General features: G+C 71.1%; 27 protein-coding genes. 26 read left to right on the plus strand and 1 reads right to left on the minus strand.

The genetic code is table 11. The features are described 5' to 3' along the window. Positions 1-15 precede the first annotated feature (15 nt). The 23 genes from ACWGDX_RS19305 (at position 16) to ACWGDX_RS19415 (ending at position 20,318) form a co-directional block, all read left to right on the plus strand. On the plus strand, positions 16-1,164 hold the full coding sequence (locus tag ACWGDX_RS19305; protein WP_453627058.1) for a hypothetical protein: 1,149 nt from the start codon (positions 16-18) through the stop codon (positions 1,162-1,164). A 69-nt stretch (positions 1,165-1,233) separates the two neighbouring features. Further along, a complete protein-coding gene (locus ACWGDX_RS19310; RefSeq protein WP_453627060.1) occupies positions 1,234-2,442 on the plus strand; it encodes a hypothetical protein in 1,209 nt (402 codons plus the stop codon). 266 nt (positions 2,443-2,708) lie between these two features. Next, complete coding sequence (locus ACWGDX_RS19315; protein WP_453627156.1) at positions 2,709-2,930, plus strand: hypothetical protein; 222 nt, start codon at positions 2,709-2,711, stop codon at positions 2,928-2,930. Between the two features lie 194 nt (positions 2,931-3,124). Next, complete coding sequence (locus ACWGDX_RS19320) at positions 3,125-4,267, plus strand: AAA family ATPase (protein WP_453627158.1); 1,143 nt, start codon at positions 3,125-3,127, stop codon at positions 4,265-4,267. Beyond that, positions 4,264-6,066 (plus strand): hypothetical protein, encoded by a 1,803-nt coding sequence (locus tag ACWGDX_RS19325; protein WP_453627061.1) that lies wholly within the window; start codon positions 4,264-4,266, stop codon positions 6,064-6,066. Before ACWGDX_RS19320 ends, ACWGDX_RS19325 begins: the two co-directional genes overlap by 4 nt. A gap of 262 nt (positions 6,067-6,328) precedes the next feature. Beyond that, positions 6,329-6,766, plus strand: a complete 438-nt coding sequence (locus ACWGDX_RS19330) for a hypothetical protein (protein ID WP_453627160.1) — start codon at positions 6,329-6,331, stop codon at positions 6,764-6,766. A 124-nt stretch (positions 6,767-6,890) separates the two neighbouring features. Next, on the plus strand, positions 6,891-7,313 hold the full coding sequence (locus ACWGDX_RS19335) for a hypothetical protein (RefSeq protein ID WP_453627063.1): 423 nt from the start codon (positions 6,891-6,893) through the stop codon (positions 7,311-7,313). After that, positions 7,310-8,131, plus strand: a complete 822-nt coding sequence (locus ACWGDX_RS19340) for a hypothetical protein (protein ID WP_453627065.1) — start codon at positions 7,310-7,312, stop codon at positions 8,129-8,131. The genes ACWGDX_RS19335 and ACWGDX_RS19340 overlap by 4 nt, the downstream gene beginning before the upstream one ends. After that, entirely contained in the window at positions 8,091-8,978 is an 888-nt protein-coding gene (locus ACWGDX_RS19345) for a hypothetical protein (RefSeq protein WP_453627067.1), read from the plus strand. Before ACWGDX_RS19340 ends, ACWGDX_RS19345 begins: the two co-directional genes overlap by 41 nt. Before the next feature lie 16 nt (positions 8,979-8,994). Continuing rightward, complete coding sequence (locus tag ACWGDX_RS19350) at positions 8,995-9,690, plus strand: hypothetical protein (RefSeq protein ID WP_453627069.1); 696 nt, start codon at positions 8,995-8,997, stop codon at positions 9,688-9,690. Between the two features lie 28 nt (positions 9,691-9,718). Further along, a complete protein-coding gene (locus ACWGDX_RS19355) occupies positions 9,719-10,480 on the plus strand; it encodes a hypothetical protein (protein ID WP_453627071.1) in 762 nt (253 codons plus the stop codon). Between the two features lie 34 nt (positions 10,481-10,514). Next, positions 10,515-10,937: a hypothetical protein gene (locus ACWGDX_RS19360; protein WP_453627073.1), complete on the plus strand. Its 423-nt coding sequence runs from the start codon at positions 10,515-10,517 to the stop codon at positions 10,935-10,937. Further along, positions 10,934-11,347 carry a hypothetical protein gene (locus ACWGDX_RS19365; protein WP_453627075.1) on the plus strand — a complete coding sequence of 138 codons (414 nt, stop codon included), beginning with the start codon at positions 10,934-10,936 and terminating at the stop codon, positions 11,345-11,347. The genes ACWGDX_RS19360 and ACWGDX_RS19365 overlap by 4 nt, the downstream gene beginning before the upstream one ends. 70 nt (positions 11,348-11,417) lie before the next feature. Then, positions 11,418-12,224: a hypothetical protein gene (locus tag ACWGDX_RS19370; protein WP_453627077.1), complete on the plus strand. Its 807-nt coding sequence runs from the start codon at positions 11,418-11,420 to the stop codon at positions 12,222-12,224. Further along, the gene (locus ACWGDX_RS19375; protein ID WP_453627078.1) at positions 12,221-13,018 is read left to right on the plus strand and encodes a DUF317 domain-containing protein; all 798 of its coding nucleotides are present in this window, start codon (positions 12,221-12,223) and stop codon (positions 13,016-13,018) included. Before ACWGDX_RS19370 ends, ACWGDX_RS19375 begins: the two co-directional genes overlap by 4 nt. Positions 13,019-13,070: 52 nt before the next feature. Continuing rightward, positions 13,071-13,460, plus strand: coding sequence for a hypothetical protein (locus ACWGDX_RS19380; protein WP_453627080.1), 390 nt, complete (start codon positions 13,071-13,073; stop codon positions 13,458-13,460). Continuing rightward, on the plus strand, positions 13,460-14,284 hold the full coding sequence (locus ACWGDX_RS19385; protein ID WP_453627082.1) for a DUF317 domain-containing protein: 825 nt from the start codon (positions 13,460-13,462) through the stop codon (positions 14,282-14,284). Before ACWGDX_RS19380 ends, ACWGDX_RS19385 begins: the two co-directional genes overlap by 1 nt. A gap of 92 nt (positions 14,285-14,376) precedes the next feature. Further along, positions 14,377-14,970: a hypothetical protein gene (locus ACWGDX_RS19390; RefSeq protein ID WP_453627083.1), complete on the plus strand. Its 594-nt coding sequence runs from the start codon at positions 14,377-14,379 to the stop codon at positions 14,968-14,970. A gap of 2 nt (positions 14,971-14,972) precedes the next feature. Continuing rightward, positions 14,973-15,743, plus strand: a complete 771-nt coding sequence (locus tag ACWGDX_RS19395; RefSeq protein ID WP_453627085.1) for a DUF317 domain-containing protein — start codon at positions 14,973-14,975, stop codon at positions 15,741-15,743. A gap of 43 nt (positions 15,744-15,786) precedes the next feature. Then, positions 15,787-17,580, plus strand: a complete 1,794-nt coding sequence (locus ACWGDX_RS19400; RefSeq protein WP_453627087.1) for a type IV secretory system conjugative DNA transfer family protein — start codon at positions 15,787-15,789, stop codon at positions 17,578-17,580. Positions 17,581-17,632: 52 nt separating this feature from the next. After that, positions 17,633-18,418 carry a hypothetical protein gene (locus tag ACWGDX_RS19405; RefSeq protein ID WP_453627089.1) on the plus strand — a complete coding sequence of 262 codons (786 nt, stop codon included), beginning with the start codon at positions 17,633-17,635 and terminating at the stop codon, positions 18,416-18,418. A 39-nt stretch (positions 18,419-18,457) separates the two neighbouring features. Beyond that, positions 18,458-19,315 (plus strand): hypothetical protein, encoded by an 858-nt coding sequence (locus tag ACWGDX_RS19410; protein ID WP_453627091.1) that lies wholly within the window; start codon positions 18,458-18,460, stop codon positions 19,313-19,315. 175 nt (positions 19,316-19,490) lie between these two features. Next, on the plus strand, positions 19,491-20,318 hold the full coding sequence (locus tag ACWGDX_RS19415; protein WP_453627093.1) for a hypothetical protein: 828 nt from the start codon (positions 19,491-19,493) through the stop codon (positions 20,316-20,318). Positions 20,319-20,599: 281 nt separating this feature from the next. Here ACWGDX_RS19415 and ACWGDX_RS19420 read toward each other — a convergent pair whose 3' ends face one another. Beyond that, complete coding sequence (locus tag ACWGDX_RS19420) at positions 20,600-20,860, minus strand: hypothetical protein (protein ID WP_453627095.1); 261 nt, start codon at positions 20,858-20,860, stop codon at positions 20,600-20,602. Between the two features lie 138 nt (positions 20,861-20,998). On the opposite strand from ACWGDX_RS19420, the gene ACWGDX_RS19425 reads away from it, so the two are divergent. From ACWGDX_RS19425 to ACWGDX_RS19435, 3 genes are read left to right on the plus strand one after another with little or no spacing between them, the layout of a single operon-like run. After that, on the plus strand, positions 20,999-21,874 hold the full coding sequence (locus tag ACWGDX_RS19425; RefSeq protein ID WP_453627162.1) for a hypothetical protein: 876 nt from the start codon (positions 20,999-21,001) through the stop codon (positions 21,872-21,874). Beyond that, positions 21,871-23,136 carry a DNA cytosine methyltransferase gene (locus ACWGDX_RS19430; RefSeq protein ID WP_453627164.1) on the plus strand — a complete coding sequence of 422 codons (1,266 nt, stop codon included), beginning with the start codon at positions 21,871-21,873 and terminating at the stop codon, positions 23,134-23,136. The genes ACWGDX_RS19425 and ACWGDX_RS19430 overlap by 4 nt, the downstream gene beginning before the upstream one ends. Beyond that, entirely contained in the window at positions 23,136-24,257 is a 1,122-nt protein-coding gene (locus ACWGDX_RS19435) for a DnaB-like helicase N-terminal domain-containing protein (RefSeq protein ID WP_453627097.1), read from the plus strand. Before ACWGDX_RS19430 ends, ACWGDX_RS19435 begins: the two co-directional genes overlap by 1 nt. The last annotated feature ends 29 nt before the right edge of the window (positions 24,258-24,286 follow it).

The following is a 24,286-nucleotide window of genomic DNA, read 5'->3' on the forward strand; positions in this document are numbered from 1 at the left end:
ACCCCGGTCGCCCCTGTGGCCACCCTCATCGGCCACGCCCGTGACTTCAGTCTCCTGCTGGACGTCGCCCATCTGCGATGTGAGACCGCTCTCGACGCCCTGCGCGACCGGTACGGCAACATCACCGACGCCCAGGCGGCAGCAGCGGTCCGTACCGAGCGCAACCGGGACGCCGTCGAGGCATACACGACGTGTCTGCTCCCCCACGCCGAGGAACTGCTCGCCTGCGCCCGCCTCGCTCTGGACGAGATGCCCCCGGCCCGGCACCTGGCCGGCTGGAAGGCCGTACTGAACGACCTCGGCCACGCCACCGGTCAGATACGCCGCATCCTCACCACCCTGGCCGAAGCCGGCACCGAAGCAGCGCGCGAGCAGACTGAGTCTCTGTGGCCCTACCTCACCGCGTGGGCCGAACACGGCTACATCGTCACCCACCTCGCCGACCAGCACCGCACCCCGGACCCCGCCCTCACCGGCGACGAACAGCGGCACTGGACCGACCGCGCCACCGCCGCACAGCACAGCGGGGACCTGGACCCGTTCGAGTCCTGGTACGACACTCAAGGCCGGCTGATCACGCTGGCCTACCTGATCGAGCACGACGAATCCACCATCCTCGCGTTCGCCGGAGACCTCGACACTCCCGGATGGCAGGTCCTGGGCCAGTACAACACCGAGTACGAGGCCGGACAGTCCTCCCCGCCGCCCGCGCCATCCGGCGTCCTGCGTCCCGACACCTCCCGCTACACCCCCCACGTCCCCACCGCCGAAATCACCCTGCAGGAACTCATCCAGGACATCACCACATCACGGCACAGCGGCGATGTGGCAGAGGTCTTGCTGAGAGCGGCCGACGAGACCGGCCATGCCCCCGGCCCTCTGGCCCGCACCCAGGAACTCATCGCCGTGGCAGCCGAGTTCGCGGACGCGCTGGAGACCCGGCAGGGCCAGTGTGCCGCCGCCCGTCTCAGCGTGATCGGCAGACAGCTCGGCCTCCTCACCCGCGAACTCCGCGCGGCTGCCGAAGAACTCGGCGCGACCATCGGCGTCCTGCCACCCCACCGCACCCCCCGGCCACGTTTCGTGCCCCCGTCGCCGCCGGCCCTGACCACCCGGCCGCCCGCCACCGCACCTCCGGCTGTGGCACCCGCACAACGACGGTAATCCCCGACCCCGTCGGCCACGGTCCTCCACCGCCAGCCGACGGGTCCGTACGACGGAAACACCCGCCACATGCCAGGCGAGCGCCTCACCGGACCGCCCACACCAGCACACCCCGACCTCCTGGACAGCAAGCCCCCTGTGCCCTCCGACTCCCATCCCTCCCAGATCACCCTCGCCCACAGCCCCCGCCCCGGCCCCGGCATCGTCGCCATCCCCTACGGCGAGGAGCACCTGCACGCGCGCACGGCGCTAGAAGCAGCCGGCTTCGAGCGGCGCGCCGACGGCACCTACGCCTTCCCTCTGCCCGACACCGTCCGCCAGAGCACAGCCGTGGCAGAGCTGGTCCGTCTCGCTCCTGGCCACGACGTCACCATCACGCTCTCCATCCGCCGCTACCTCGGCGACATCGCCAAAAGCGTCGCCCGCCAGCTTCCGGGCAGTTGGAGCGCCTCCATGGAGATCTACGCCCTGGCCGACGAGCAGGAGGATCTGCGGGAGTGGCTGTGGGACTCGGGTGAGCTCGCTCGCGCCGTGGCGACGGCCCGCATCCCGTACGCGGCCGTCCTGACCGACGGCCAGGGACCCGGCCCTGACCTGCTCATGATCGAGCGGCCCGGCCACGATCACAAATACCTCGTCGGAGCCCTCGAACCCACCCTTGGCAGCGCCTCGGCGGACGCCCCGGACGCCCCGCGCAGCATGGTCGTCACCGGCGAGCCCGCCCACACCGCCCGGGCCATCACCGACCATCTCCTGCCCGCCTGCCACCAGGCCCTTCACGCCCGGCGTATCAGCGAGGTCACTCGCGCCCTGGCCCGTGCCCGTACCGCGGAGCGGAGCTGGGACGAGGCCGTCCGCACGCGCCGTGCCGGTGACGGCACTCCGCTCGACGACGAGCGCCTCGCCGGGCTGGAAGTCTGGTTCCGACACCGCATGTGGACCTCCTTCGCCACGTTCCTCGACCACGGCCCGGACCTCCTCGACGACACCCAACCCGCCTCCCGCGCCGAGGCCGAGGCACTCAACCGGCTGCGAGCAGCACTCGACGCCGGTAACCAGGTCCTCCACCGCACCCCAGCACAGCCCCCCGCCGGTCCCCCCTCGGCCGCTCTGGCGCAGCAGACCGCTGAGGCGTGGCCGGCCATCGCGACCTGGCTCGTCGACGGACACGTACTGATCGACCACGCCCTCAAGGCCACCCCGCACCGGACGCCCGGCCCCGCCATCGCGCTTCCACCTCCACCGCCCCGAGGCGGGCACCGTCTCTTCCCGTTCTGAACACCTCACCGACAAGGAACCCGCCTATGCCTGTTGTTGGTACACCCGGCTATCAGAACGTGCGGAGAGGCGAGTCAGGTAGCTGCGGGGCGGTGAGGCCCGCCCTGGAGCATGTCGGCAGTCATTGCCCATCGTTCGTGGTCCAGCCACGCACCGTTGATGTGCTGGAAGCTCCGGGCCCGCCTCGGCTTCGCCCAACACCCCACCGCTTTCCCGCCACCACCGATAGGAGATCCGCCTTGTCCGAGGCACCAGCAGAGCCGTTCATGACGATCCGGCACGCCATCACCGGCGAGATCACCACCACCGGCTACAACGCCGCCGCCCGGCGGATCCTGCTCCAGGCCGGCTTCGAAGAGGCGCCAGGCTGCGCCTGCCGAGCGACGGAACCCGGTACGGAGCGGACGCACGGGCCTGCCCGGCAGCCGGCGAGCTGCTCGTCGCCGGCCATCCCCTGCACCTGGACCGAGCCCTCGGTCGGCCGGTGAGCGCCGACGGTATGCCCCGGTTGGCCCGGTCGCCGATGTCGGCACAGTCCGTGATCCGTGCCGAGAGCGGCCGGCCTCTCCAGCGCATCGCCGGCCCCGCCCGCACCCGCACCTGTTGAAGGGAGCCCGTTTTGACCACACCCGGAACGCCTACCAGTCCAGCGCGCACCAAGGGCGGCGAACTACGGGCCAAGGTGGCCCGACTGCTGGCCGACCGGCCGGCGGACACGCTCACCATCGGGGACATGGCCAGGCAGCTGGGCCACTCCCACGGCGCCGTCCGCAACGCCGCCCTCACCCTGGTGCGACGCGGCGAGGCCGACCAAAGCGGAACCGGACAACCGGAGTTCCGCGCGAACGCGAAAACCGCCGCAGCCGCGCAGACCGCTGTGATCAGCCCACCGGGCACCCACTCTCCCCGCGCCCAGGCGGCCACGGCCCGCACGACCATTCCCGCAGCAGCCACGCCGAAGCAAACCGGTCCGATCCGCCGCGCGGGGGGCCAGCTCTACCACCCCCGGGAGCTGGCCGATCTGCCCGACGTCGAGGCGTTGAATCGCTTGCGCGACGCCGACGTGCCGGTGCTGCTCTACGGCCCTCCGGGCACCGGCAAGACGAGTCTGGTCGAGGCGGCGTTCCCGGACCTGCTCACCGTCGCCGGTGACGGCGACACCACGGTCGGCGACTTGATCGGCGAGTACACACAGGACGACGCGGGGGCCTACGTCTTCCAGTACGGTCCGCTGGTCACCGCGATGACCGAGGGCCGAGCCCTGCTGATCGACGATGCCACCTTGATCTCACCGAAGGTCCTGGCGGCGCTGTATCCGGCGATGGACGGGCGCAGGCAGATCCAGGTCAAGGCCCACAAGGGCGAGACCATCAAGGCCGAGCCGGGCTTCTACGTGGTGGCGGGCCACAATCCCGGCGTCCACGGCGCGGTGTTGACGGAGGCGCTCGCGAGCCGGTTCAGCGTGCAGATCCAGATCGGCACGGACTATGACCTCGCGCTGGCCTTGAGGATCGATGCACGGGTGGTCCGGGTCGCCCGACACCTCGCCCGCCAGGTCGAACTCGGCGAGCTGGGCTGGGCCCCCCAACTGCGGGAACTGCTCAGCTACCAGAAGACCGAGGCCGTCCTCGGCACCAAGGCCGCGCTCGCGAACCTGGTCGGCATCGCTCCTGTGGAGGATCGCGACGCCGTCGCCGCCGCCGTCATCAAGGCTGCCGGCGTCAAGGAGGTCGCTCCCCTCACCCTCGGCAAGCAGCTCCCTGCCTCGGCCGCCCGGCAGCCCCCGGGCCACACCGGCTCCGCACACCCGGGCCGCTCGCGATGAGCGCCCACCACCACGTCCAGCCCCCCGCCACCACGCCGGACGACGAAGCCGACCTCGCGCGATGGGACGACGACGGCGCCCCGCCCGCGCGACCCCGTTCCTCCCCGCACTTGTGGCTGCGCGTGGGAGCCGAACTCGGCGACCGGCTGGTCGCCCTCTCCGGCCGCCAGGACCTCCTCGTCACCTGCCGCCCCGGCACGCGCAGCGGCGCACCGGCCGCGTTCTTCCCCGCTCTGGGCGAGGTCGAGTTCGACGCCGGCCTGTTCGCCCCGCTCCAGCCCCACGAGATCCATCCGCGGATCGTGGGCGACGAGGAGCGGTATCCCGCCGCCTGGGGAGTGTTCGTCCACGAGGCCGCGCACGCGGCCCACTCCCTCTGGACACAGCCTGCCGGAGCGGACCCCCGTGTCGTCGAGGCCGCGCTCCTGCTGGAGGAGAGCCGTGTCGAAGGCGCACACCTGATCACGCGGCCCACGGACCGCACGTACCTGCGCACCAGTGCCCGAACCCTGGTCATGCCCGACATCGCCCACCCCACCCTCCAGGGCATCGAGCACGCCGCCGGCGTGGCGGCCCTGATCCTCGGCCGCCGTGACGTCGGCATCCTGGACGCCGGCGAGACCCGGGCCGTCGCCGATCTGTGCGAAAAGGTGCTGGGCGCAGACCTGCTGGCCACCCTCACCCGCATCTGGACCGCAGCCCACCAGTGCGCCGACCACGACGCCACGACCATGCTCGCGCACGCTCAAGAATGGTGCGACGCTCTGGACGCTGCGGCCCCCGCCCTGCCCGTGCCGGAGAACCTCACCGATCTGCTGTCCGGCGCCGTGGGGGTCGTCATGGACAGCACGGCAGCCACCGACGCCGCCGACCTCGCGGCACAGGCCGCAGCGGCCAACGCCATGGCCGCGCAGTCCAAGACGCAGGCTCAGGACCGCGCCCAGCGGGCCGGCCAGCGACGCAAAGCCGCCGCCACCGCCAAGTCGGTCTTCAACGCCCGTGGCACCACCGTCACCCCCGACGGCACACCGGCGCCCTACGGCAGCAACCCGGTCACCGGCACCCGCAGGCCCACCACCGCCGAGCAGAGTGCCGCCGCGCGCCTGAGCCGTGCCCTGCGTGCCGCCGCCTACCGCGAGCGGACCGAGGAGCGGACCACCAGCCCCACCCCGCCCGGCCGCCTCAGCATGCGCGCGGCCCTCGCCCGCGACGCTCAGCGCGCGGCCGGGTCGGTCCCCACCGCACAACCGTTCACCCACACCCGCCGCCGGAGCTCCCCCGCCCCACCGCTGCGTGTGGGTATCGCCGTCGACGTCTCCGGCTCCATGCGTGCCGCCTGCGCGCCCGTCGCGTCCGCCGCCTGGATCGTGGCACGCGCAGCAGCCCTGACCGGCCCCGACTCCCTTACCGCCACCATCGCCTATGACAGGCACCTGACCGCATTGACCCGACCCACCCACCGGGCACCAGAGCGCGTGACGACGTTCGATGCCAACGGCGGCCACCACAACCTCGGCGACGCCATCGACGCACTCGACCACGGCCTCGAACTCAGCCGCCCCGGCGCCGGCCGCCTCCTCGTGATCGTCACCGACGCCCGGTACGGCAGCGACGAAACCGCTCAAGCCGTCACCCGCGTCAAGCAGCTCACGACCGCCGGCTGCGCCGTACTCCAGCTCACCCTCACCGCCAAGTCCCACCACTTGCCGGGAACCACCTTGCTACACCTGCCCCAGCCCTCCAGCGCTCCCGCCGCCATCGCCACGGCGGCCACAGACGCCATCCGCAGGACACGCTGAAACGACGCAGAAGACGGAAGCGTCCCCGAGACCACCGCCAAGCACTCCAAACCACCTCCCTCCGCCGCATGAACCGTGCATCCGATGCACGACCCTCCACAACGACGCAGACCACCACCCCAACCACCAACGAAAGACACCCGATTTGAAGCCCCAGACCAGCAGCTCAACCTCGAACGTAACGCCCATCAAACGGAATTCCCCAGGGGTTCCCACGACCTGGAATGTCCACCATCCCTGTGGGCACGACGCGACACATGATCTGTCGGACCGGCCCGCCGACAAACGCGCCGGCTACGCCCGCTGGCTCGCCGGGCGCGCCTGCTCCGACTGCTGGAAAGCCACCCGCGACAGCGACAGTCCGAGCAAGGAGGACTGGCTGGCCGCCCGGCGCGCGGAAGAACAGGCCGCCGCGAAGGAGTGGACGGCACAGTTCGACATGCCACCGCTGGAGGGTCCCGAGCGTGCCCTGGACTGGGGCGAACGCTCCCGCCACCAGCTGGCGACCGCCGCCTACACCGCCCTGGTCGCCGAGGGCACCTGGGACGAGGGTGACTGGGCGCAGTTCGAAGAGAAGATCCGTGCCGTGACCCGGGCCGGCTGGTGGATCGACCAGAGGGACGCCGAAGGCACCGACCTGCCCGAACTCCTCGACGCCACCACCGAAAACGACCGCGGGACACAGAACCCCTACCGATAGCACGGGCAGCAGCGAGGGCGGATCTTATACCCGACGATCCCCGGTTAGCGAAACCGGGGATTCTCCAGACCATTGAATCCTCCCCGCCGCCACCCCGCGCTGCCCCGTGGAAGGACTCAACTCTGTGCCCGACACCGTCTCCCGCCCGCCGGATATTCCCCCCGACATCCTCACGCCGCGACGGGACATCACTCACCGTCATTTCACCCCGGGTGACGAGGTCGTGGTCCTCAAGGGTGTGGCCGGCGGGCAGTTGTGGGGCGAGTCTATGACGGTGGTCACTCCGTCGTGGCACACCCCGACCGACGAGGACGGCTGGCGGCTGCGCAACCCCCACGGCGGCGAGCGCACCTACATCACGGGCCACCCGCGTTATCTCGTCCATCTCTCCCGCCGCTGCCCCGACTGCCTCATCCACCTGCGGGCCATGGAGGACTACCTGCTGCCCAAACTCACCGCCGCCACCGGCCTGTTCGACTGCGGCTGGTACGCACTGACCGAACTGAACCAACTGGTGCACGTCGCCGACGCCCGGAGCGCCCGATGACCCGCTCCGACAGCCCTCTTGAGCGCCACGCCCTCCTGGACCAGGTGCGCTCCACCGCCCGCTCCGAGGCGGTGTCCGGCGGCCACTGGCCCAGCGCACTGGCCGGGATGCTGGATGATATCGGCGCCACCTGGCGGGAGTCGGCCGAGGTGTGTGCGGATGTCGCGTGGCAGGCCCGTGCCGACGGACACAGCGCACTCCTCCTGCTCGACCCGGAACTCATTACCCGCCCCGCCAGGAACCCTGTCACCGCCCGTACCTACCGGCATGTCTATCTGGGAACGCTGCGCTACGACTTCCGGTGCCGCACCATCGAGTCCCTTCTCCACACCCTGCCCACACAGGTGGTGGACGGATTCGACTGCTACAGCCGTGCACTCGGGGTCTTCGCTCTGCTCGGCCAGTCCCGCACCAGCGGGTACGTCGGCATGGAGCGGGTTCTCGCCGAGGCCGGCGATCACGCCAAGACGCTGCATGTGCTGCTGCACGGTCTGTGGCTCGGACATGGTCTGCCCGGCCGGGAGGAGCACATGCTCCGCCTGCTGGCCCGCCCGGCGTTCGCCTCCCGCAGCGATCCGATCGCCCTGTTCCGCGAGGCGGCGGCCCGCCGCGGCCTCGGCCAGCACAACAGGGCCCTGGAAGCGATCGACCGCGCTCTGGACCAGCTGCAACCCGGGGATACGGCTGTCCACGCGGACCTCGTCCGGGAACGCTCCCTGATCACCGCCGCCCACGACTGGCAGCAGCTCAGCAGCCAGATCCCCGAAGGAGTCGGCGGTGATCCCCTTCGTCCACCGCAGCAGCATCGACTCCGCTGAGGCCCTCGCCGAAGCCCTCGGCCGTCCCGTCAGCGACCAGGAGGGGCTGACCGGCCACACCGTGGTCGCCTACTGGTGGGGCCTGGACTACCACACCCTCGACGACGAGCAGAAGACGTGGACGTCGGCCCAGTGGGCGGAACACCTGGACGAGCCGAACTGGGCCCACGCCTTCACCGCCGGCCCCCACCCTCAAGAGAGCCGGAACGCGATCTTCCACGCCGGGGTCCGTCTCGCCGTCGGCGACCGCACGCTCACCGGCCCCGAGTGGTCCGAGATCGCGCACCGGCTGGCCCGCGCCGCCGGGATCGCGGTTCCGGGCGATGAGGAGGGCTGCCGTTGGATCGCCGTCCAGGCCCAGCCCGGTCGGCTTGACCTGCTGGCCAATCTCATCCGCCTCGACGGCACCTGGCAGCGGCACAACCCGCAGCTTCCCCAGCGCCTGGCGGCCGAGGCCCGCCGTATCGAGGCCGACCTCCTACTCCACACACCGCAACCGGACATCACCCGCGCACCGGGCTTGGCCGCTGGCCTGGAAGCGGCCAGCCTCGCGGGGCAGATCGACCCGTTGCTATCGCACCTCACCGACGAGCGCGCCGGTCCGCTGGCCACCGTGCGCGGCCTCGTCGAGTACGCGGCACGCCGCCTCGCCAGCCTGTCCCAGCCCTACGGCTTCCAGACGGGACTCCGTCTGGACGAGGCCGCCCGCCGCATCTCCGGTATCCAGCACGACCTCAACCACATCGCCACCACCCTGCGCGACCACGCACGCACAACCCCGCCCACACCGCCAGCACCAGCCGCTCAGCCAGACCCCATCACTCGGCATCCCCGCCGACCCACCTAGCAGAAAGGTTTCCTTCTTGGCCCCCGCCGACCGACTGCTGACTCTGCGGCGCGACGGGCACTCCGGTGAAGTCCTCGCCCGCGGAGGCGACCCCGAGGCGCACAGCATCCTGGAACGCACCGGCTTCGTCCCGGTGGTCCGCCTCCACGAGCACTACCACCGGCTACCCACCAGCCTCGACGAGGTCGAGGAGATCCGTCTCGCCACCCGCGCTGTCGCCCGCCTGCGCGCCGTCGGCTACCACGTCGACTGCGACGACGCCGTCGACACCAGCCTGCGCGAACCGCACCATCTCCCGCTCGGCGCCCAGGTCGCCCACCTCGCCGGGAGCATCCGGGAGGCGACCAGCACTGAGGAGGCCGCCGAGGCGCTGACCGAGCTGACCGCCGCCCACGACGGCATCCTCACCGCGCTCGGTGGCATCCTCGGCGCGACCGCCGACTTCTACCAGGACCTCGGACAGGGCTCCGACCCGTACATCGCGAAGCGGCTGCGGTTCCTCGCCGCCGAACGGCTCGGCGCCATAACGTCCGACCTGAACCTCATCCGCAACGATCTCGCCGACCGGCACGAGCCGCATCCGCACCGCCGCGCACGCAGCGACGACGTCCCGCCCTGGGCACACGAAGCCTCCGCCGTCTGCGCCTGCCCGGCTCCCGCGCCGCGCACCCCCGCCGGGCCGCCCGCCACGGCGGCTGGGCGACGGCGCTGAATCCCACCCCCCTTGCACTGAGGAGACCATGCCCGACCCCCGCGACACCCGCGATCTCGAATCCTTCGCCGCCGCGCTCGCCGTCGAACTCCCCGGCCACTGGCGCAGCGAGTACCACCAGCACACCGCGTACCCCGATCAGTTCTCCCTCGCCGAAGATGTCTGGGATCTGAACCTCGTCTCGGCTGCGGTAGCCAAGTACGTCCTGGAGCAGGACGCGGTGCTCACACGTGAGGACGGCGCGCGCCTCTATGTCATCGGCCGCCCGCGCGAGGACGAGGAGTACCTCGTCGCCGCTATGGCCCCGGAGAACCTGGTTCCGGAAGCGTTCCGCGGTGTGTGTGAGCCTGATGGCATCGCTGTCCCGGACGACCCGTTCCGCGCGGCCGACGACATCACCGCGGATCTGCTGCCCCGCTACGAGAAGGCACTCGCCCAGGTCCAGCACAACGCCCAAGCCTTCGCCGAGCAGCAGACGGCCCCCGCTGCTGAGGCCGAGCCTGTGGTGATGACGTGGGCCGCCGACGGCCGGCTCCTCGCACGCCCCGGGAGCGAGGAAGCCGCCGCTGTCCTGCGCGAGAACGGCTTCGTCCATGACGAGCGGGAGCAGATGTACGTGCTCTCCGGCGACGACACCGCCGTTCAGGGCCGCTTCGTCCGGGCCGCCGGTGCGCGGCTGTCCGTTCTCGGCATCGGCGTCGTGATGCGCAACCCGCCCTCGAAGTCTGCCCTGGACACCACGCCGGGGGCCACGCCGGCACCGGTCAGGCCCAGCGTCCGCGCCCGATGACGCCCGTGACGAGACCGGGAGGAGGTACCGGCCTGTGAACCTGGCCGACGAAAACGCCACTGACGTGGAGATCTACCGGCTCTACGGAGACGACAGCGTCTACGCCGACAGCCGCACCGGAGCACCCGAACAGCTCCTTGCCCTGCTGGACCGTCTCGGGCTGGAGCGGCACACGATCCCGCATGCCTACGTCTGGCACCGGATTCCTGAGCGGCTGAGCGAGCCGGAGAAGAAGCAGCTGGCCAGCCGCGCCGCGGCTGTGCTCGCCGCCGCCGGCTACCGCGGCACCATCGATCCCGGCGTGTTCGACCGTGCCGCGTATGACGTTGCCGTCGCTGAACTCGCGTCCCAGCGTGGAGCCGCCCGGCCTTCCCCGGCACCCGTGTCGTCGGCACCGCCGGCCGTGAGCACTCCCGCCGCCCGGCCGCTGCCGCTGTCTCTCCGGAGGAAGCCGTGAATCTCGCCGATGAAAGCGGCACCGATGTGGAGATCTACCGTCGCTTCGGAGACGACGCCATCTACGTCGACAGCCGTACCGGAGCGCCCGAACAGCTCGCCGAACTCCTTGACGACATCGGGACGACGCTGCACACCAACGGCCCGTACACCTGGCGTCAGCTCGCGGTCGAGGGCTTCACCGAGGAAGAGATACGGCAGTCGGCCACGGATGCCCTGGTCATGCTGGCCACGGCCGGGTTCCGGGTCAATCTCGACCCTCAGCTGTACGACCGGGCCACCCACGAGGCCCTGCTCGCCCACGCCGCTCAGATGCGTGAGCACTACCGCAGGCAGGACGCGGCCCGCCCTCCCCGCCCGACACAGCCGACGGCGGTCCCCGGCACAGCGGCCGGCGGGAAACGCCGGTGAGCACCGCCCCCGCTGCCGCTGGCACTCCGTCGCCGTTTCCCGGGCGATGCCCTACCCCGGGAGGATCCTGATGGGAAACCGCGCCGACGACGAGGGCAGTGATGTCGAGATCTATCGCGAGGCCCTGAGCGGCGCCATCCGCGCCGATACACCCACCGGCGCTCCGGAGACGCTCCTCGCGCTGCTCGACCAACTCGGTCTGGAACGCAGGACGGTGATGAGCGCCGGACGGGTCTACCGCTGGCACGAGGTCCCCGCCGGTCTCGGCGAGGACGAGAGGAAACAGCTCGCCACCCGCGCCGTCCCCACCCTGCTGATGGCCGGGTACGTCGTCCACGTCCCCGACGGTCTGTTCGATCCGGACGCCTACCGCCATGCGGTCCACGAGATGCGAGCGGCCCGCACCGCCCCCAGCACACCCTCGCCGGCCACACCCGCCGCCCAGGCCGCCACCCCTCATCCCTCGCCCCGTTCACCCGGAAGGATCATGCCCGACCCGACCCCCTACGCCGTCCTGCTCGCCGACGACATCGCCCGCCGCCTCGGCCACCTCGCCGAGCATCTCTCCCAGGCGTCGCCCCAGCAGGCCGCCCAGATCCTCGGGAATGTCATCGAGGCCAACGAGGGCGTCCTCGGCCAAGTGACCGCCCTGCTGGTCACCGGCTCTCGCCTCGCCCAGCACCACGCCCGGGCCGGCTCCCTCCCGCCCGAGATCGGGCTCGCCCTCGGGCGCGCCGCCAACAAGCTGCATGACATCGCGCTGGATCTCGACGAACACGCCGATGACATCGAGCGTCTCGCCGAGCCTCCGGCCGCCGCGAGCGCCGAGGCGGCGAGGCCGGCAGCCCCTGGCATCGTCGGCGGGCGGCGCCGGTGAAGAAGCACAAGCAGGAGACCGGTCGGGGGCCGGGGGAAGCTGCCGTGCAGTACTACCTGGTCCGGCCGCGGCATCTGGCCGGCGGGGGCGATCCGCGCTACGTCAGCGAGTTCCTGCGCGCCTCCGGCTGGAAGGACCAGTCCAAAAATGGCGGCCCGCTCGCCTTCGACAGCCCCGGCCGGACGGGCCGCGTCACCTATGACCCCGTCAACCAGCCCGGCGGTTGGACGATCCGCGCCCAGGCGACCCGGCAGCAGGAAGCCTGGCAGGTGACCCTGGGCAGCCAGACACCAGTGGAGATCGTTGCCGGATTCACCGACGCCCTCACCCGCCCCCGCTCCGCGCACGCACCCAACGTATGGGCACCGCTGCACGAACAGCACTGGCAGCCTCATCACAATGAGCGCTTCACCGCGATCAGCCCCGACGGCAGCGCCTATCTGCAGTTCCATCAGGCCGGGCCCGGTGACGCCTACTGGTGGGCCGGGGCCGGCACCGAGCACGGCATGGTCTGGAACGCCACGTTCACTTCCACCACGCCGATGCACCTGCTGGAGGCGTTCAGCGCGGCTCTGGCCGACCCGCAGCCGGTCATGCGCCCCCGCGGTCACGTCCCGCTCAGCAACAGGATCCGCACCACGTCCGTGTCGGTACTGCCCTCCCAGCTCAGCGCCTGGCAGCAGGCCCGGATCACCGCCGCCCGCACAGCCACCTGGGCCACCAACCAGCCCCGTAAGAACACGCCCGCCACAGCTCCGTACACGTCTGCGGGCGGCACACACCCACGCCACTGACCAGCGGCTGTACGGGCCCGTCCAGGGCCCGGCCGAAAGAGAGACACCCCCGTTGTCCCCTACTGACGACCTCACCGCGGACGAGATGGAAGCCATCACCAGCGGGCTCGTGCGCCTGGCCCAGCAGATCGACCGCGCCCGGCACCCCGAGAACATCGCCGGCCTCCTGCGCCCGGTCATCGACCCCCACGACGGCGCTCTGCACCGGATCGGGCAGATCTTCGAAGCGACCAGCCGGACCTGCAACGACTTCAACGACCACGACCCCTACGCCCGCGACCTGCAAGGCATCAGCAACGACGCCGCCGACGCGGTGCACGAACTGGGCGAGTTCCTCAGTGGCTTCGGCGAGCAGTTCCGCACCTTCGCCCCGCACGTGACCCGCACCTCCGCGTACGAGCGCCCGCCCGCACGCGGCACGAGGCCAGCGGCGGGAGGGTGATGAGCCGCTCTCCGCTGTACATCCGCACCCGCGCGGGCGATCCGCGACGCACCATCTGGTGCGAGACCCGTCCCCGCCACCTTGCCGGGCCCGGCGATCCCCGTCACATCACCCAGGCGCTGCGCGCCGCAGGCTGGAAGAACCACTCCGATCCGGACGTGCCCCACGTCGTGCTGGCCGCGCCCGACTACCGGCACACCTTGGTCCTGGACCCCGAAACCGGAACGTACGGTTCCTGGTGGCGCATCACCTCGGAGGGTGAAGGACCATGGTGGCAGGCGGGTTTCGGCGGTGACACGCCCGTCGAGATCCTCGCCGGACTCACCGACGCCCTCATCCGCCCCGCCCCCGACACCACCCCCGACCTGTGGGCGCCGCTGACCGCGGCGGGCTGGGCGTACGAGCGTGACGGGCAAGGCGGCGAGAGTGCTTCTCACCCCGACGGGATCATGAGCCTGCGCCGCTGGACCACCCTGGAGGGCGAGCACTTCTACTGGACCGCCGAAGCGGCACTCGCCACCGGGCTCGGCGGGCAGCGCCGCCTGTGGCACGCGTCCTTCGACGACACCACCCCCCGCCACCTGATCGCCGCCTTCGCCACCGCCCTGGCCAGCCCCGATCCGGTCCAGCGCGGCATGCACGACGTACCGCACCACTATCTCGTCACGCAGGAACGCGACGGTCCGCAAGGCGAACAGATCATCGCCGCCCATCAGGAACGCCTCAAGGCCGCCCGGGCCGCCGCCCGCAGAGCCCGGCCGACCACGGCCCAGCCCGCTCAGCCCGGACCGGTCCGGGCCGCCACGGCCGCCCACCGCCGCTGACCCCCATTGTCCGCACGGCCAGGCCAGGGAGACGGCATGCCCTCTCCCCTCCCCACGGCACTGCGCCCACCCCTCTGCCAGGAAGCCCCCTCTTGACGGCAACCAACCCCTCCGCCATACACCAGCACCGGCTGGACCAGCTCGCCGCGTTCATCCGCGAGAGCGAGCAGATTCTCGCGGACTGGGACACCTATTCCGACCAGCACACCGACCTCGACGGCTGGCCGCACGACGGCCACGCCTACGGCATACGCGCCCAGCGCCGCGACGCCGACACCTGGCGGGCCTTCAACCGCGTCCGCTCCAGCGCCAAGGACATGCTCACCACCGCCGAGAAGCAGCTGCAACAGCTCCCGGCCACCGCCATCCAGCCGCGATGGACCTACCAGCTCAGCCGCCTCCACGACGCGCTCGACCAGCTCGTCATCCTGCGAAACAACTGGCGCACCGCCCGCGACAGCCTGCCCCCCTCGGCAGGTCCGGGGAGCCCGGAGTACGAGGACGCGCGGGCCGTACGGAACGGTGAAGCCTGGTCCTACCTGGACGACTGGGCCTCCGCCGGCGAAGCCCTCCTCGAAATCCACCGCGCGGCAGAACAGACCCCGTCAGTGCCGCCGGCCAAAACGCCGGCGCCCGCCCTGGCGCAGTCCCGGCCGACGGGCCAGTCCCCCGCGGCCAGGAGGTGACCATGGACAACACCATTGACGTGGCCCTGGTCGCTCCCCGCTGCCTCGCGGGCGGCGGCGATCCCGCCTGGATCACCGTTCCGCTCCACCGGGCCTGCGGCTGGAGTCACGGACACGACCCCCTCGTGCCCCGCGTCATCCTCTCCAGCCCCGACCAGAAAGCCGTCCTGCGCCTGGAACCGAACCCCATCTGGTCGTGGTGGAAACTGCGGCATGCTCCCGTCGGGGAGCAGCGCGCCTGGTCGGTGAGCTTCGATGCCCGCACTCCGGTCGAGATCATCGCCGGACTCACCGACGCACTCACCGCCCCCGACCCCGGGCCGGCACCCGCCCCGGACCCGTACGAGCCGCTGCGGCAGGCCGACTGGCGGGACGCGCAGGACCACGACGGGCTTATCTCCCCGGACGGCATCGCCCGCGTCGAACACGTCACCGAGGGCGCCTTCAACGGCTCATTCGTCAAGACTACGGTCAGCGAGGCCCCCGAGGGACTGATCTGGCAGGCGTACTTCAGCCGCGACACCCCCTCACGCCTGATCGCCGGATTCACCCGCGCGCTCGCCGACCCGAGCCCGCTGCCCCGCGATCCCCGCCGGCTCCGCGTCCCCGCCCACAGCCGCCGCCATACCCGCGTCACCCACGTCCGAGTCCCGGCCATCGATGTGGCCTTCCCGCTGGAGAACCGCGTCAAGACCCTCGCCGACCGCCAGCCCCACCATCCAGCTCCCGCACCACCGACACCGAACGCACCGCCGCCGCGCCGTATCCGCTGACGCAGCCCACCCGACCCCCGACCCCGCCCGCGGATCCGCTCCCTTGCCTAATCCCTCCTCCCCCTCGAACGCCGACAGCTACGACATCCCCTTCAAGATCCTGCTCGGCGCCATCGCCCTCGGCGTCCCCCTGTCCAACCTCGCCTGGCTCTGCGGGAACACCACCACCTGGCTCACCAACTCCGGCCCCTGGATGCCCTACCAGCCGGCCGACGCCCTCTTCCACCGCGAACAGCTCTGGCCCGCCACCGGACACACCGCCCTGCTCATCGGCGCGCTCATCGTCCCCTCACTGATCACCATCACGCTCGCTGCCCTCGGCGCCGTCTGGTGGACCCGTCACAAAAGCGGGAACGGCAGAACGAAGCGGGTCGCCGGAATGGCCAAGCAGCGGGACATCGAGCCGCTGCTCACGAAAGCGATCACCATCAAGGCCCGCTCGCTGCGGCCGAGCCTGAAGGACGCCAAGCACATCGATGCCCGTGATGCCGGCATCCTCCTCGGCAATCTGCAGGGCACGAGGCACGAAGTCCGGATGGGGTACGAGGATGTCGCCGTCGCGATCATGGCTCCCCGCTCGGGCAAGACCACGAGCCTGGCCATCCCGTCGATCCTCAACGCCCCCGGCCCCGTCCTGCTCACCTCGAACAAGGCCGCGGGCGACGCCTACACCGCCACCCTCGACGCACGGGCCCGGGCCGGGCGGACGTGGTCAATGGACCCGCAGCAGATCGCTCACGCCGAGCGGGCCATGTGGTGGAACCCGCTCGCCGACGCCACCATCCTCGACGGTGCCGGGCGCCTGGCCGGACATTTCCTCGCCGCATCCGTGGACGCCTCCCAGCAGGGCGACTTCTGGTCCAAGGCCGGATCCAACATCCTCAGCCAGCTCTTCCTGGCCGCCGCCCTCGATGAGCGGCCGATCACCGACGTCATGCAGTGGCTCGCGTTCCCCGCCGACCGCACCCCACTGGACATCCTCCGCGACCACGGATTCACGGCCGTCGCGGCCCAGCTCAAAGGCACCGTCGAAGGCCCCCCGGAAACCCGCGACGGCATCTACGAGACCGCCCGCCAGTACGCCGCCGCCCTACTGAACTCGGAGATCGCCGCCTGGGTCACCCCGCAGAAGGACGTCCCGGAATTCCGGCCGTCCGAGTTCGTCACCAGCACCGACACGCTCTACCTGCTGTCGAAGGACGGCGGAGGCGGAGCCAGCGCGCTGATCGCCGCGTGCGCGGACTCCGTCATGCGCGCCGCGACCACCCAGGCCGAACGCGCCGGCGGACGCCTCGACCCGCCCCTGCTCGCGATCCTTGACGAAGCCGCCAACGTATGCAAAATCAACGACCTCCCCGACCTCTACAGCCACCTCGGCTCGCGCGGCATCATCCCGATCACCATCCTGCAGTCCTACCGCCAGGGCCAGAAAGTCTGGGGCGAGGCCGGCATGGACGCCCTATGGTCCGCCTCCACCATCAAAGTCATCGGATCCGGCATCGACGACCCGGACTTCGCCGACAAACTGTCCCGGCTGATCGGCGACCACGACGTGGAAACGACGTCAACCTCAGTCTCCGACTCCGGCAAGTCGACCAGCTTCAGCATGCGGCAGGAACGGATCCTGCCCGCCGACGCCATCCGCGCCCTACCCAAGGGCACCGCACTCGCCCTCGCCACCGGCATGCGCGTCGCCATGCTCGACCTGCGCCCCTGGTACCTGGAGCCCGGCGCGGACACGCTGGCCGCCGCGTCGAAGCGTGCCTCGGCCGGCATTACCCAGCGAGCCATCGCCAAGACGACACCGAAGCAGTCCGACTTCGGGACGGCCGCATGAGCTGCCCTCACCTGCACCTGGTGCCGGTCCACTCCCGGGAAGGCGAAGAACAGTGACCCCCAGCCCTGCGGAGCAGCCTGGCGCGTCACGTGCCGGTAGGGGTGCCGGGCGTCATCACTGGGAGCTGGCGAAGGGTGACATCGAGGCGTTCGGCGAGTCGAAGACGCTCAGCTCGTGGGCACAGGATCCGCGGTGTCCGGTGACGAAGGCGACGCTTCGGGGACGTCTGGCCCTCGGCTGGGATCCCGAGGACGCGATCACCCGCGGCAAGAACCAGGAACCGCCGCTGCAGTTCACCCATTTCGACCGGTCCCTGACCCTTCGCGGCTGGGCCGAACAGAGCGGCATCCCCTATCAGACGCTCTACACACGGGTGTTCACCGACGGGATCCGCTTCAGGGACGCGCTGCTCCAAGGACCGGACGACCCCAACTACGCCATCCCCGTCACCGCGTTCGGCGAGACCCGGCCCCTGCATCGGTGGGCCCTCGACTCCCGCACGAACTGCACAGCCGCCACCCTGCGCCGCCGCATAGAGGCCAACTGGCCCGCTGAGTCAGCGATCACCGAGAAACCAGCACCCGCGACAGCGCCCGGCATGGCCGGCGCCGGGCGAGGCACCGTCGGGGTACGGGCATCAGAGCCGCGCACCCTGCAGATCGACGCCGGTCAGCTGCAGCCCGGCGACAACGTACTGGCCATCGAGCAGGACCCCGCCTCCGGCACCACTGTCCTGACCATCCGCCGGCCCACCAGCACGTTCTCCCCTGCACAGCCTCCCGTGACGCCCACGCCGCCTCCGACGGGCCAGACCCGGTCCGGCCGGAGCCCACGGTGACAGACAACTCGCCTTCACCTCCACAACGGAAGCCCCCTTTTGCGACAGATCGACATCACTGTCCAGGCCGACCGGCTGCGTACTCTCGCCGACCGGTTCGACGCCCTGCGCCGTGAACTCCTGCACGACCACGACGAGCCTTTGACCGGGACCGAGGGACTGCGGCAGCTGGCCCGCCGCATCGCCGAGTCCCACGCGCTGGTCACGGAGTCCCTCACCCGTCTCACCGCGCTCGACGGAAGCCAGGCCGCCCACATCAGCGGCGCCCGCGCCGCGTTCGACTGTGTCAGCAGCGTCGTCGAGCAGGCGGGTCTCGCCTCGGCGAGCCTGACCTCCGCGATCTCCGACAACACCTACGACGCCCACACCTGGGACCCCCAGCCCGCGGACGACCGAGTCGCGCGGGACCTGCGGCACCGCGACGCCCGCCAGAACATCGCCGCCCACCTCCACGACGCCGCCCAGAGTCTGTCGGTCTGCGCCACCGGATGCCGCTACGTCGCCACCCACCTCACCGGCACCACACCCGCCCCAGCCACCGCCCCCGTCAGCAGCACCACCCGGACCGGCACACCGGCCCCCGCCACGCGGCCGGTCCACCTCACCCCCCGTCAGCACCATGCCCTGCACACCATCGCCCAAGGCGGCGTCAAACTCAGCGAAACAACACGCGGCCGATGGTACGTCGACACCCCACGTGGAAGTGGTGAGCGCATCACCCTGACCACCTACAACTCACTGGAGAAGAAGGGGTTCGTGGACCGCGACACGAGCAGCAGCCTCTTCACCGGCCAGACCCTGACCGCCACCGACCACGCCCGGACCATCCTCGCCACACTGCCCCCGTCCGCCGCCGCACCACCCGTCCCACCACAGGCCGCAGCCCCACGCCTCTGACCGCAGCATTCGCGAACTCAACACCAGCACAACACGGCACGCGGCCACCGTGCCCCCGAAGACCGCGTCCTCGCTCCGGCGACCCCGAAGACCACGCCCCAGCACAGGCCGACCGCTCCCCCGCCGCCTGCCGCCCCTCCCGACCACGCCCCTTTCACCCGAAAGTCCGACATCCATGCCCGCCGACACGCCGTCCCTGCCCGAGCGCCTGCTGATCCTCGCCGACGCCTTCACCCGCCACAACGACACCCTCGCCACCCTCGACCCGACCAAGGCAACCTCCGCAGCTGTACTCCGGCCACACGTCCTCGCCCTCCAGAGCCTCGCCCGCGACACCCTCACCGCCCGCGACGCCGCAAACAGCCAGTCCCTCCACCGCAGCACCGATGTCTGCGACACAGAGATCCGCCTCACCCAGCTCGCATTCCTCACCATCGCCGCCGCGGACCACCTCCTCGACGCGGAGGACATCATCGACGCCGCCCGAGCCGACGCCGAAACCCCCGGCAGGGACGACCCGCACTCCTACCTCCACGCCCTCATGGACGCCGGCAGGCAGATCCACATGGCCCGCGATCTGACCGCACTCGCCCCCGAGACCACCGCCCGCCTCGCCGAAACCCTCGCCGCCGAACTGCACCGCCAGGGCCGCAACACCCCCGTGCCCGCCACAGCACAGCACATCGTCCTGTCGCCGGCCCAGCAGAGCGCCCTGCGCGCCGTCGCCCGAGGCCAGGTCCAGGTCTCCGAGGCGGCAGGCAAGGAACGTGTCAGCAGCCGCGACGGCCGCCTGCCGATCACCACGATCCGGGTTCTGGAAGCCAAGGACCTCCTCAAGCGGCGTGACCGGCCCAACGCACCGGGCCAGCAGCGGCTCCGCCTCACCGCCGCCGGCCGCCAGACCCTGGCAGCCGCCGCCACCCGCCGGCCGCAACCGGCCCTCCTGAGCACCCGCCCCGCCAAGCCGGCCCGCACCACAACCACGGCCGCCCGTACCCGCTGAACTCCCGTCACCAGCACTCTCCCAGGAGGAACGCCACGGCCACCGACCACCCCACGGCCGACGACATCGCCCGCGCTCTCGCCAGTCAGATCTCCGCGGACATCCCCGTCCGTGACATCATCGCGAACTTCAGCGTCCGCCCAGGAGCCACAGCCGCCCACCGCCACCGCTCCTCCGGCGCACCCCTGACCAAGGTCGCCCAGTCGGTCCACGCCCACCTCTACGGGCTTCCCTTCGAGCGCGCGCCCGCCACCCAGAGCCTGCGCGAACTCGCCGACACCTCATACACAGCGCTCACCCGCCACCAGCAGCGAGCCGTCCTCGAAAACGCCGCCGGTCAGCTCCCAGACCTCGCCACCCTCCTGGACAGCGCAGCGGCCTGGGCCGGGCAACGCACCGACATCCCCGAGCACACCGCCACACAGATCACCCAGGCGGCAGCCGTCACCCGCCAGATGGCCACCGACCTCGCACAGGCCGCCCGCGCCCTCGACCAGCGCCTCCCGCCGCCCACGCCCACCGCCGGCCAGAGCGCCGCGCACCCTGCACCGCCCCCAGCCGCCCGCACCCCGCGGCACTGACCCCGCGCCCCGCCCTCCCGCAGAACCCAGGAACAGACCATTTCAACAACCCCCCGCCTCCGTATTATTTCCCTCGGCGCCGGAATTCAATCCAGCACACTGCTCGCCCTCTCAGCAAACGGAATCCTCCCGAAAGTCGACCACGCCATCTTCGCCGACACCGGATGGGAACCGCAGGCCGTATACACGCACCTGGACCGTCTCGAACACGAGATAGCCCAGCCTGCGGGCATACCCATTCACCGAGTCTCCTCCGGTAACATCCGCAAGGACGCCCTGGACCCGGCCCACCGGTTCGCCTCCATGCCTCTCTATGTCCTGAACAAAGACGGACGCCCAGGAATGACCCGGCGGCAATGCACCGGCGAATATAAAATCAAGCCGATCAAGAAGAAGGTCAGGGAACTTCTCGGCTTTGCTTATCCGGCGCGTATCCCGAAGGATGTTTTCGTCGAGCAGTGGGTCGGTATTTCCACGGACGAATTCCACCGGGCCAAAGACTCCGACGTCAAATACATGCGCAACCGGCATCCTCTCATCGTGGACATGGACTGGTCACGGGCCGACTGCGTCCGCTACCTCACCGGCCTGGGGCTGGCCGACACCCCCAAATCGAGCTGCCTGGGCTGCCCGTTCCACGGCAACGCCCAGTGGAGACACATCCGTGACACCTCGCCGACGGAGTGGGACGACGTCGTGGAATTCGACGCCGCGATCCGGAAGGGAAACGCCCGCGCCAACGCCACCGGAAACCGCCTGCTCGGCCAGGCGTTCCTCCACCGTTCCCGCGTCCCCCTGGATGTAGCGCCCATCGACCATGTCACGGCGGCCGAATGGGCCGCACGGCAGACAGAACTCGGCACCGGAGCGGATGCGGACGAGCTGGAGCGGGGCGTGGCCGACGGGTGCTCGCCCTGGAGCTGCCGCGGCTCCGATGTGGAGCCGGTGCAGGACGAATTCGGGCTCGCATCCTGATCCTCGATCTGTTCGCGGGCCCCGGCGGATTCTCACACGCACTGACGGTGCTCGGCGTACGGGACGTGGGACTGGAATGGGACGAATGGGCCTGTAAAACACGTGCCGCAGCCGGCCATCTGACGATACGGACCGATGTCGCGGAGTATCCCGCCTGGATCTTCTCCGGGCGCACACTTGGGCTGATCGCGTCACCGCCGTGTCAGGCGTGGTCGATGGCAGGAAAACGGCTCGGCCTGCTCGACCAGCCGCTGGTCCACCAGGCCGTCGCCGACCTCGCCGCCGGCCGGGACACCCGTGAACGGCTGCTGGCCGCCTGCCGGGACGAGCGCTCCCTGCTCGCGGCGGAGCCCATGCGCTACCTGCACGCCCTCCACACCGTCGGCCAGCCCGAATGGGTCGTCATGGAGGAAGTCCCCGACGTCCTGCCGCTATGGCGTCAGTACGCCGCGATCCTGCGCACCTGGGGATTCTCCGCCTGGGCGGGAATCCTCAACGCCGCCGACTACGGCGTCCCGCAGACCAGACGGCGGGCGATCCTGCTCGCCTCCCGCACCCGCACCGCCGCGCCGCCGGAACCCACCCACGCCCGCTTCCCCGAACCGGAGGGTCTCTTCGGCCCCGGCCGCAGGCGGTGGGTGTCCATGGCCGAGGCCCTCGGCTGGGGCGCCACCGACCGCCCCGTGCCGACCGTCTGCGCCGGAGGCGGGCCCGGGGGCGGACCCGAGCCGTTCCCCTCCGGCTCCCGCAAAACCCTCACCAACGCCCGCGACCGCGGCACCTGGAAACACCGTCCGGCCGGGCCGGCAACCGACCTCAAGCCGCGGCGAGAGAAGCCCGGTGGGACCGAGCGGCACGGCACACGAGAGAACCACCCGGACGACGGCCCGGCTCCCACGGCCCGGTCACCGCAGTGGAGTTGGTCGCTGCGCAGCAACAACCAGGCCAACGCCACCATCCGCTCCATCCAGGAGCCGGCCGGGACGCTGTTCTTCGGTCACCGTGCCAACGAGTGCGTCTGGATCGCCGAACCCCCAGACAGCGGAATCACTGAGGAATGCCCCGCGCCGGAGTCGATCCGGATCACCGCCCGCGAGGCCGGCATTCTGCAGACCTTCCCGGCCGACTACCCCTGGCAGGGCACCAAGGGCCAGCGGTTCTCCCAGATCGGCAACGCCGTACCGCCCCGCCTCGCGGCGCACCTGCTCGCCCCGCACCTCGACAGGACCCTCGGCCCCGACGACTTTACCCTCGCCGCCTGATGACCAGCGTCCCCTACCCGTACGAGGGCATCGGGCTCGATGAGATCCCGGTCCGCCCGCCGCTCCACTACGCCGAGCAGGCCCTGCTTGGCGCCCTCCTCCTGGACCCCGAACAGCTCACGACGGTCCGGACCCTGCTGCCCGAGCACTTCTACGACCCCATGCACGCCGCCCTCTACGCAGCCATGCGCACCGTCCCGGCGCCCGACCGCGATACGCACGAGAGGAAGCCGGTGTGGCTGCCGGAACTCCTGGCCGCCGCGCTCCCCGAGGCCCCCGGGCTGACCCCCTCCTACCTGCACACCCTCGTCCAAGCCTGCCTGCGGTCCGCTCACGCGGCGGCGTACGCCCGGATCATCCGGGCCGAACACGCCCGCCGCACCGTGCGCAAACACGCCGAACGCCTCGCACAGACGGCCACCGAGCCCACACTGCCCGACCCGGCCACCGCCGTCCTCACACAGGCGGACTCCCTCGCCCGATTCCTGGACGAACTCGCCGGCCAGTTCGCCCCGCACCCCGGCTCCCTGCCCCGCACCCCCCTCCCGCCGCCACCCCCCAGGGACACGAGCGAGGAAGCGCTGGAGGAAGAACGGCAACTCCTCGCCACCGCGACCGCCCTCCCGGACCGGCTCACGAACATGCGGTGGCTGCGGGCCGATGACTTCGTCCTGCCCCTGCACGCGGCTGTGTTCCAGTCTCTGACCGCCCTCGCGCGCCGTGGCGACCCCGTCGATCCGGTCACCGTGCTCTGGGAAGCCCAGCACCACAGCCCCCCGCTCCAGGACGTGGACCCGGCCGAGCTGATGTGCCTGGTCTCGACACCTACCGGGGCGCCCGAGTACTGGGGCGAACAGGTCCTGCACCGCGCCCTCCTCGCCCAGGCCCACACCACCGCCCTGCGCATCAAGGCGTTCACCGACGACCCTGCCAACACCCCCCACCAGCTCATCACCGGCAGCCGCCGCGCCCTCGCCGATCTCACAGCCACCCGCGCCCGCCGGCAGCGCATCAGGACCAGCCCGCCCACCACCACTGTGCAGGGACCCCGCACCCCTGCCACGCCCCGGGCCGGTTCGCCGCAGACCACGGCTCCACGCGCCGCGCGCATCTCCCGCTGAACTCCAACCCGCCGGTGGCCGGACCTGAA

The sequence above is a fragment of the Streptomyces sp. NPDC055025 genome (assembly GCF_053608565.1).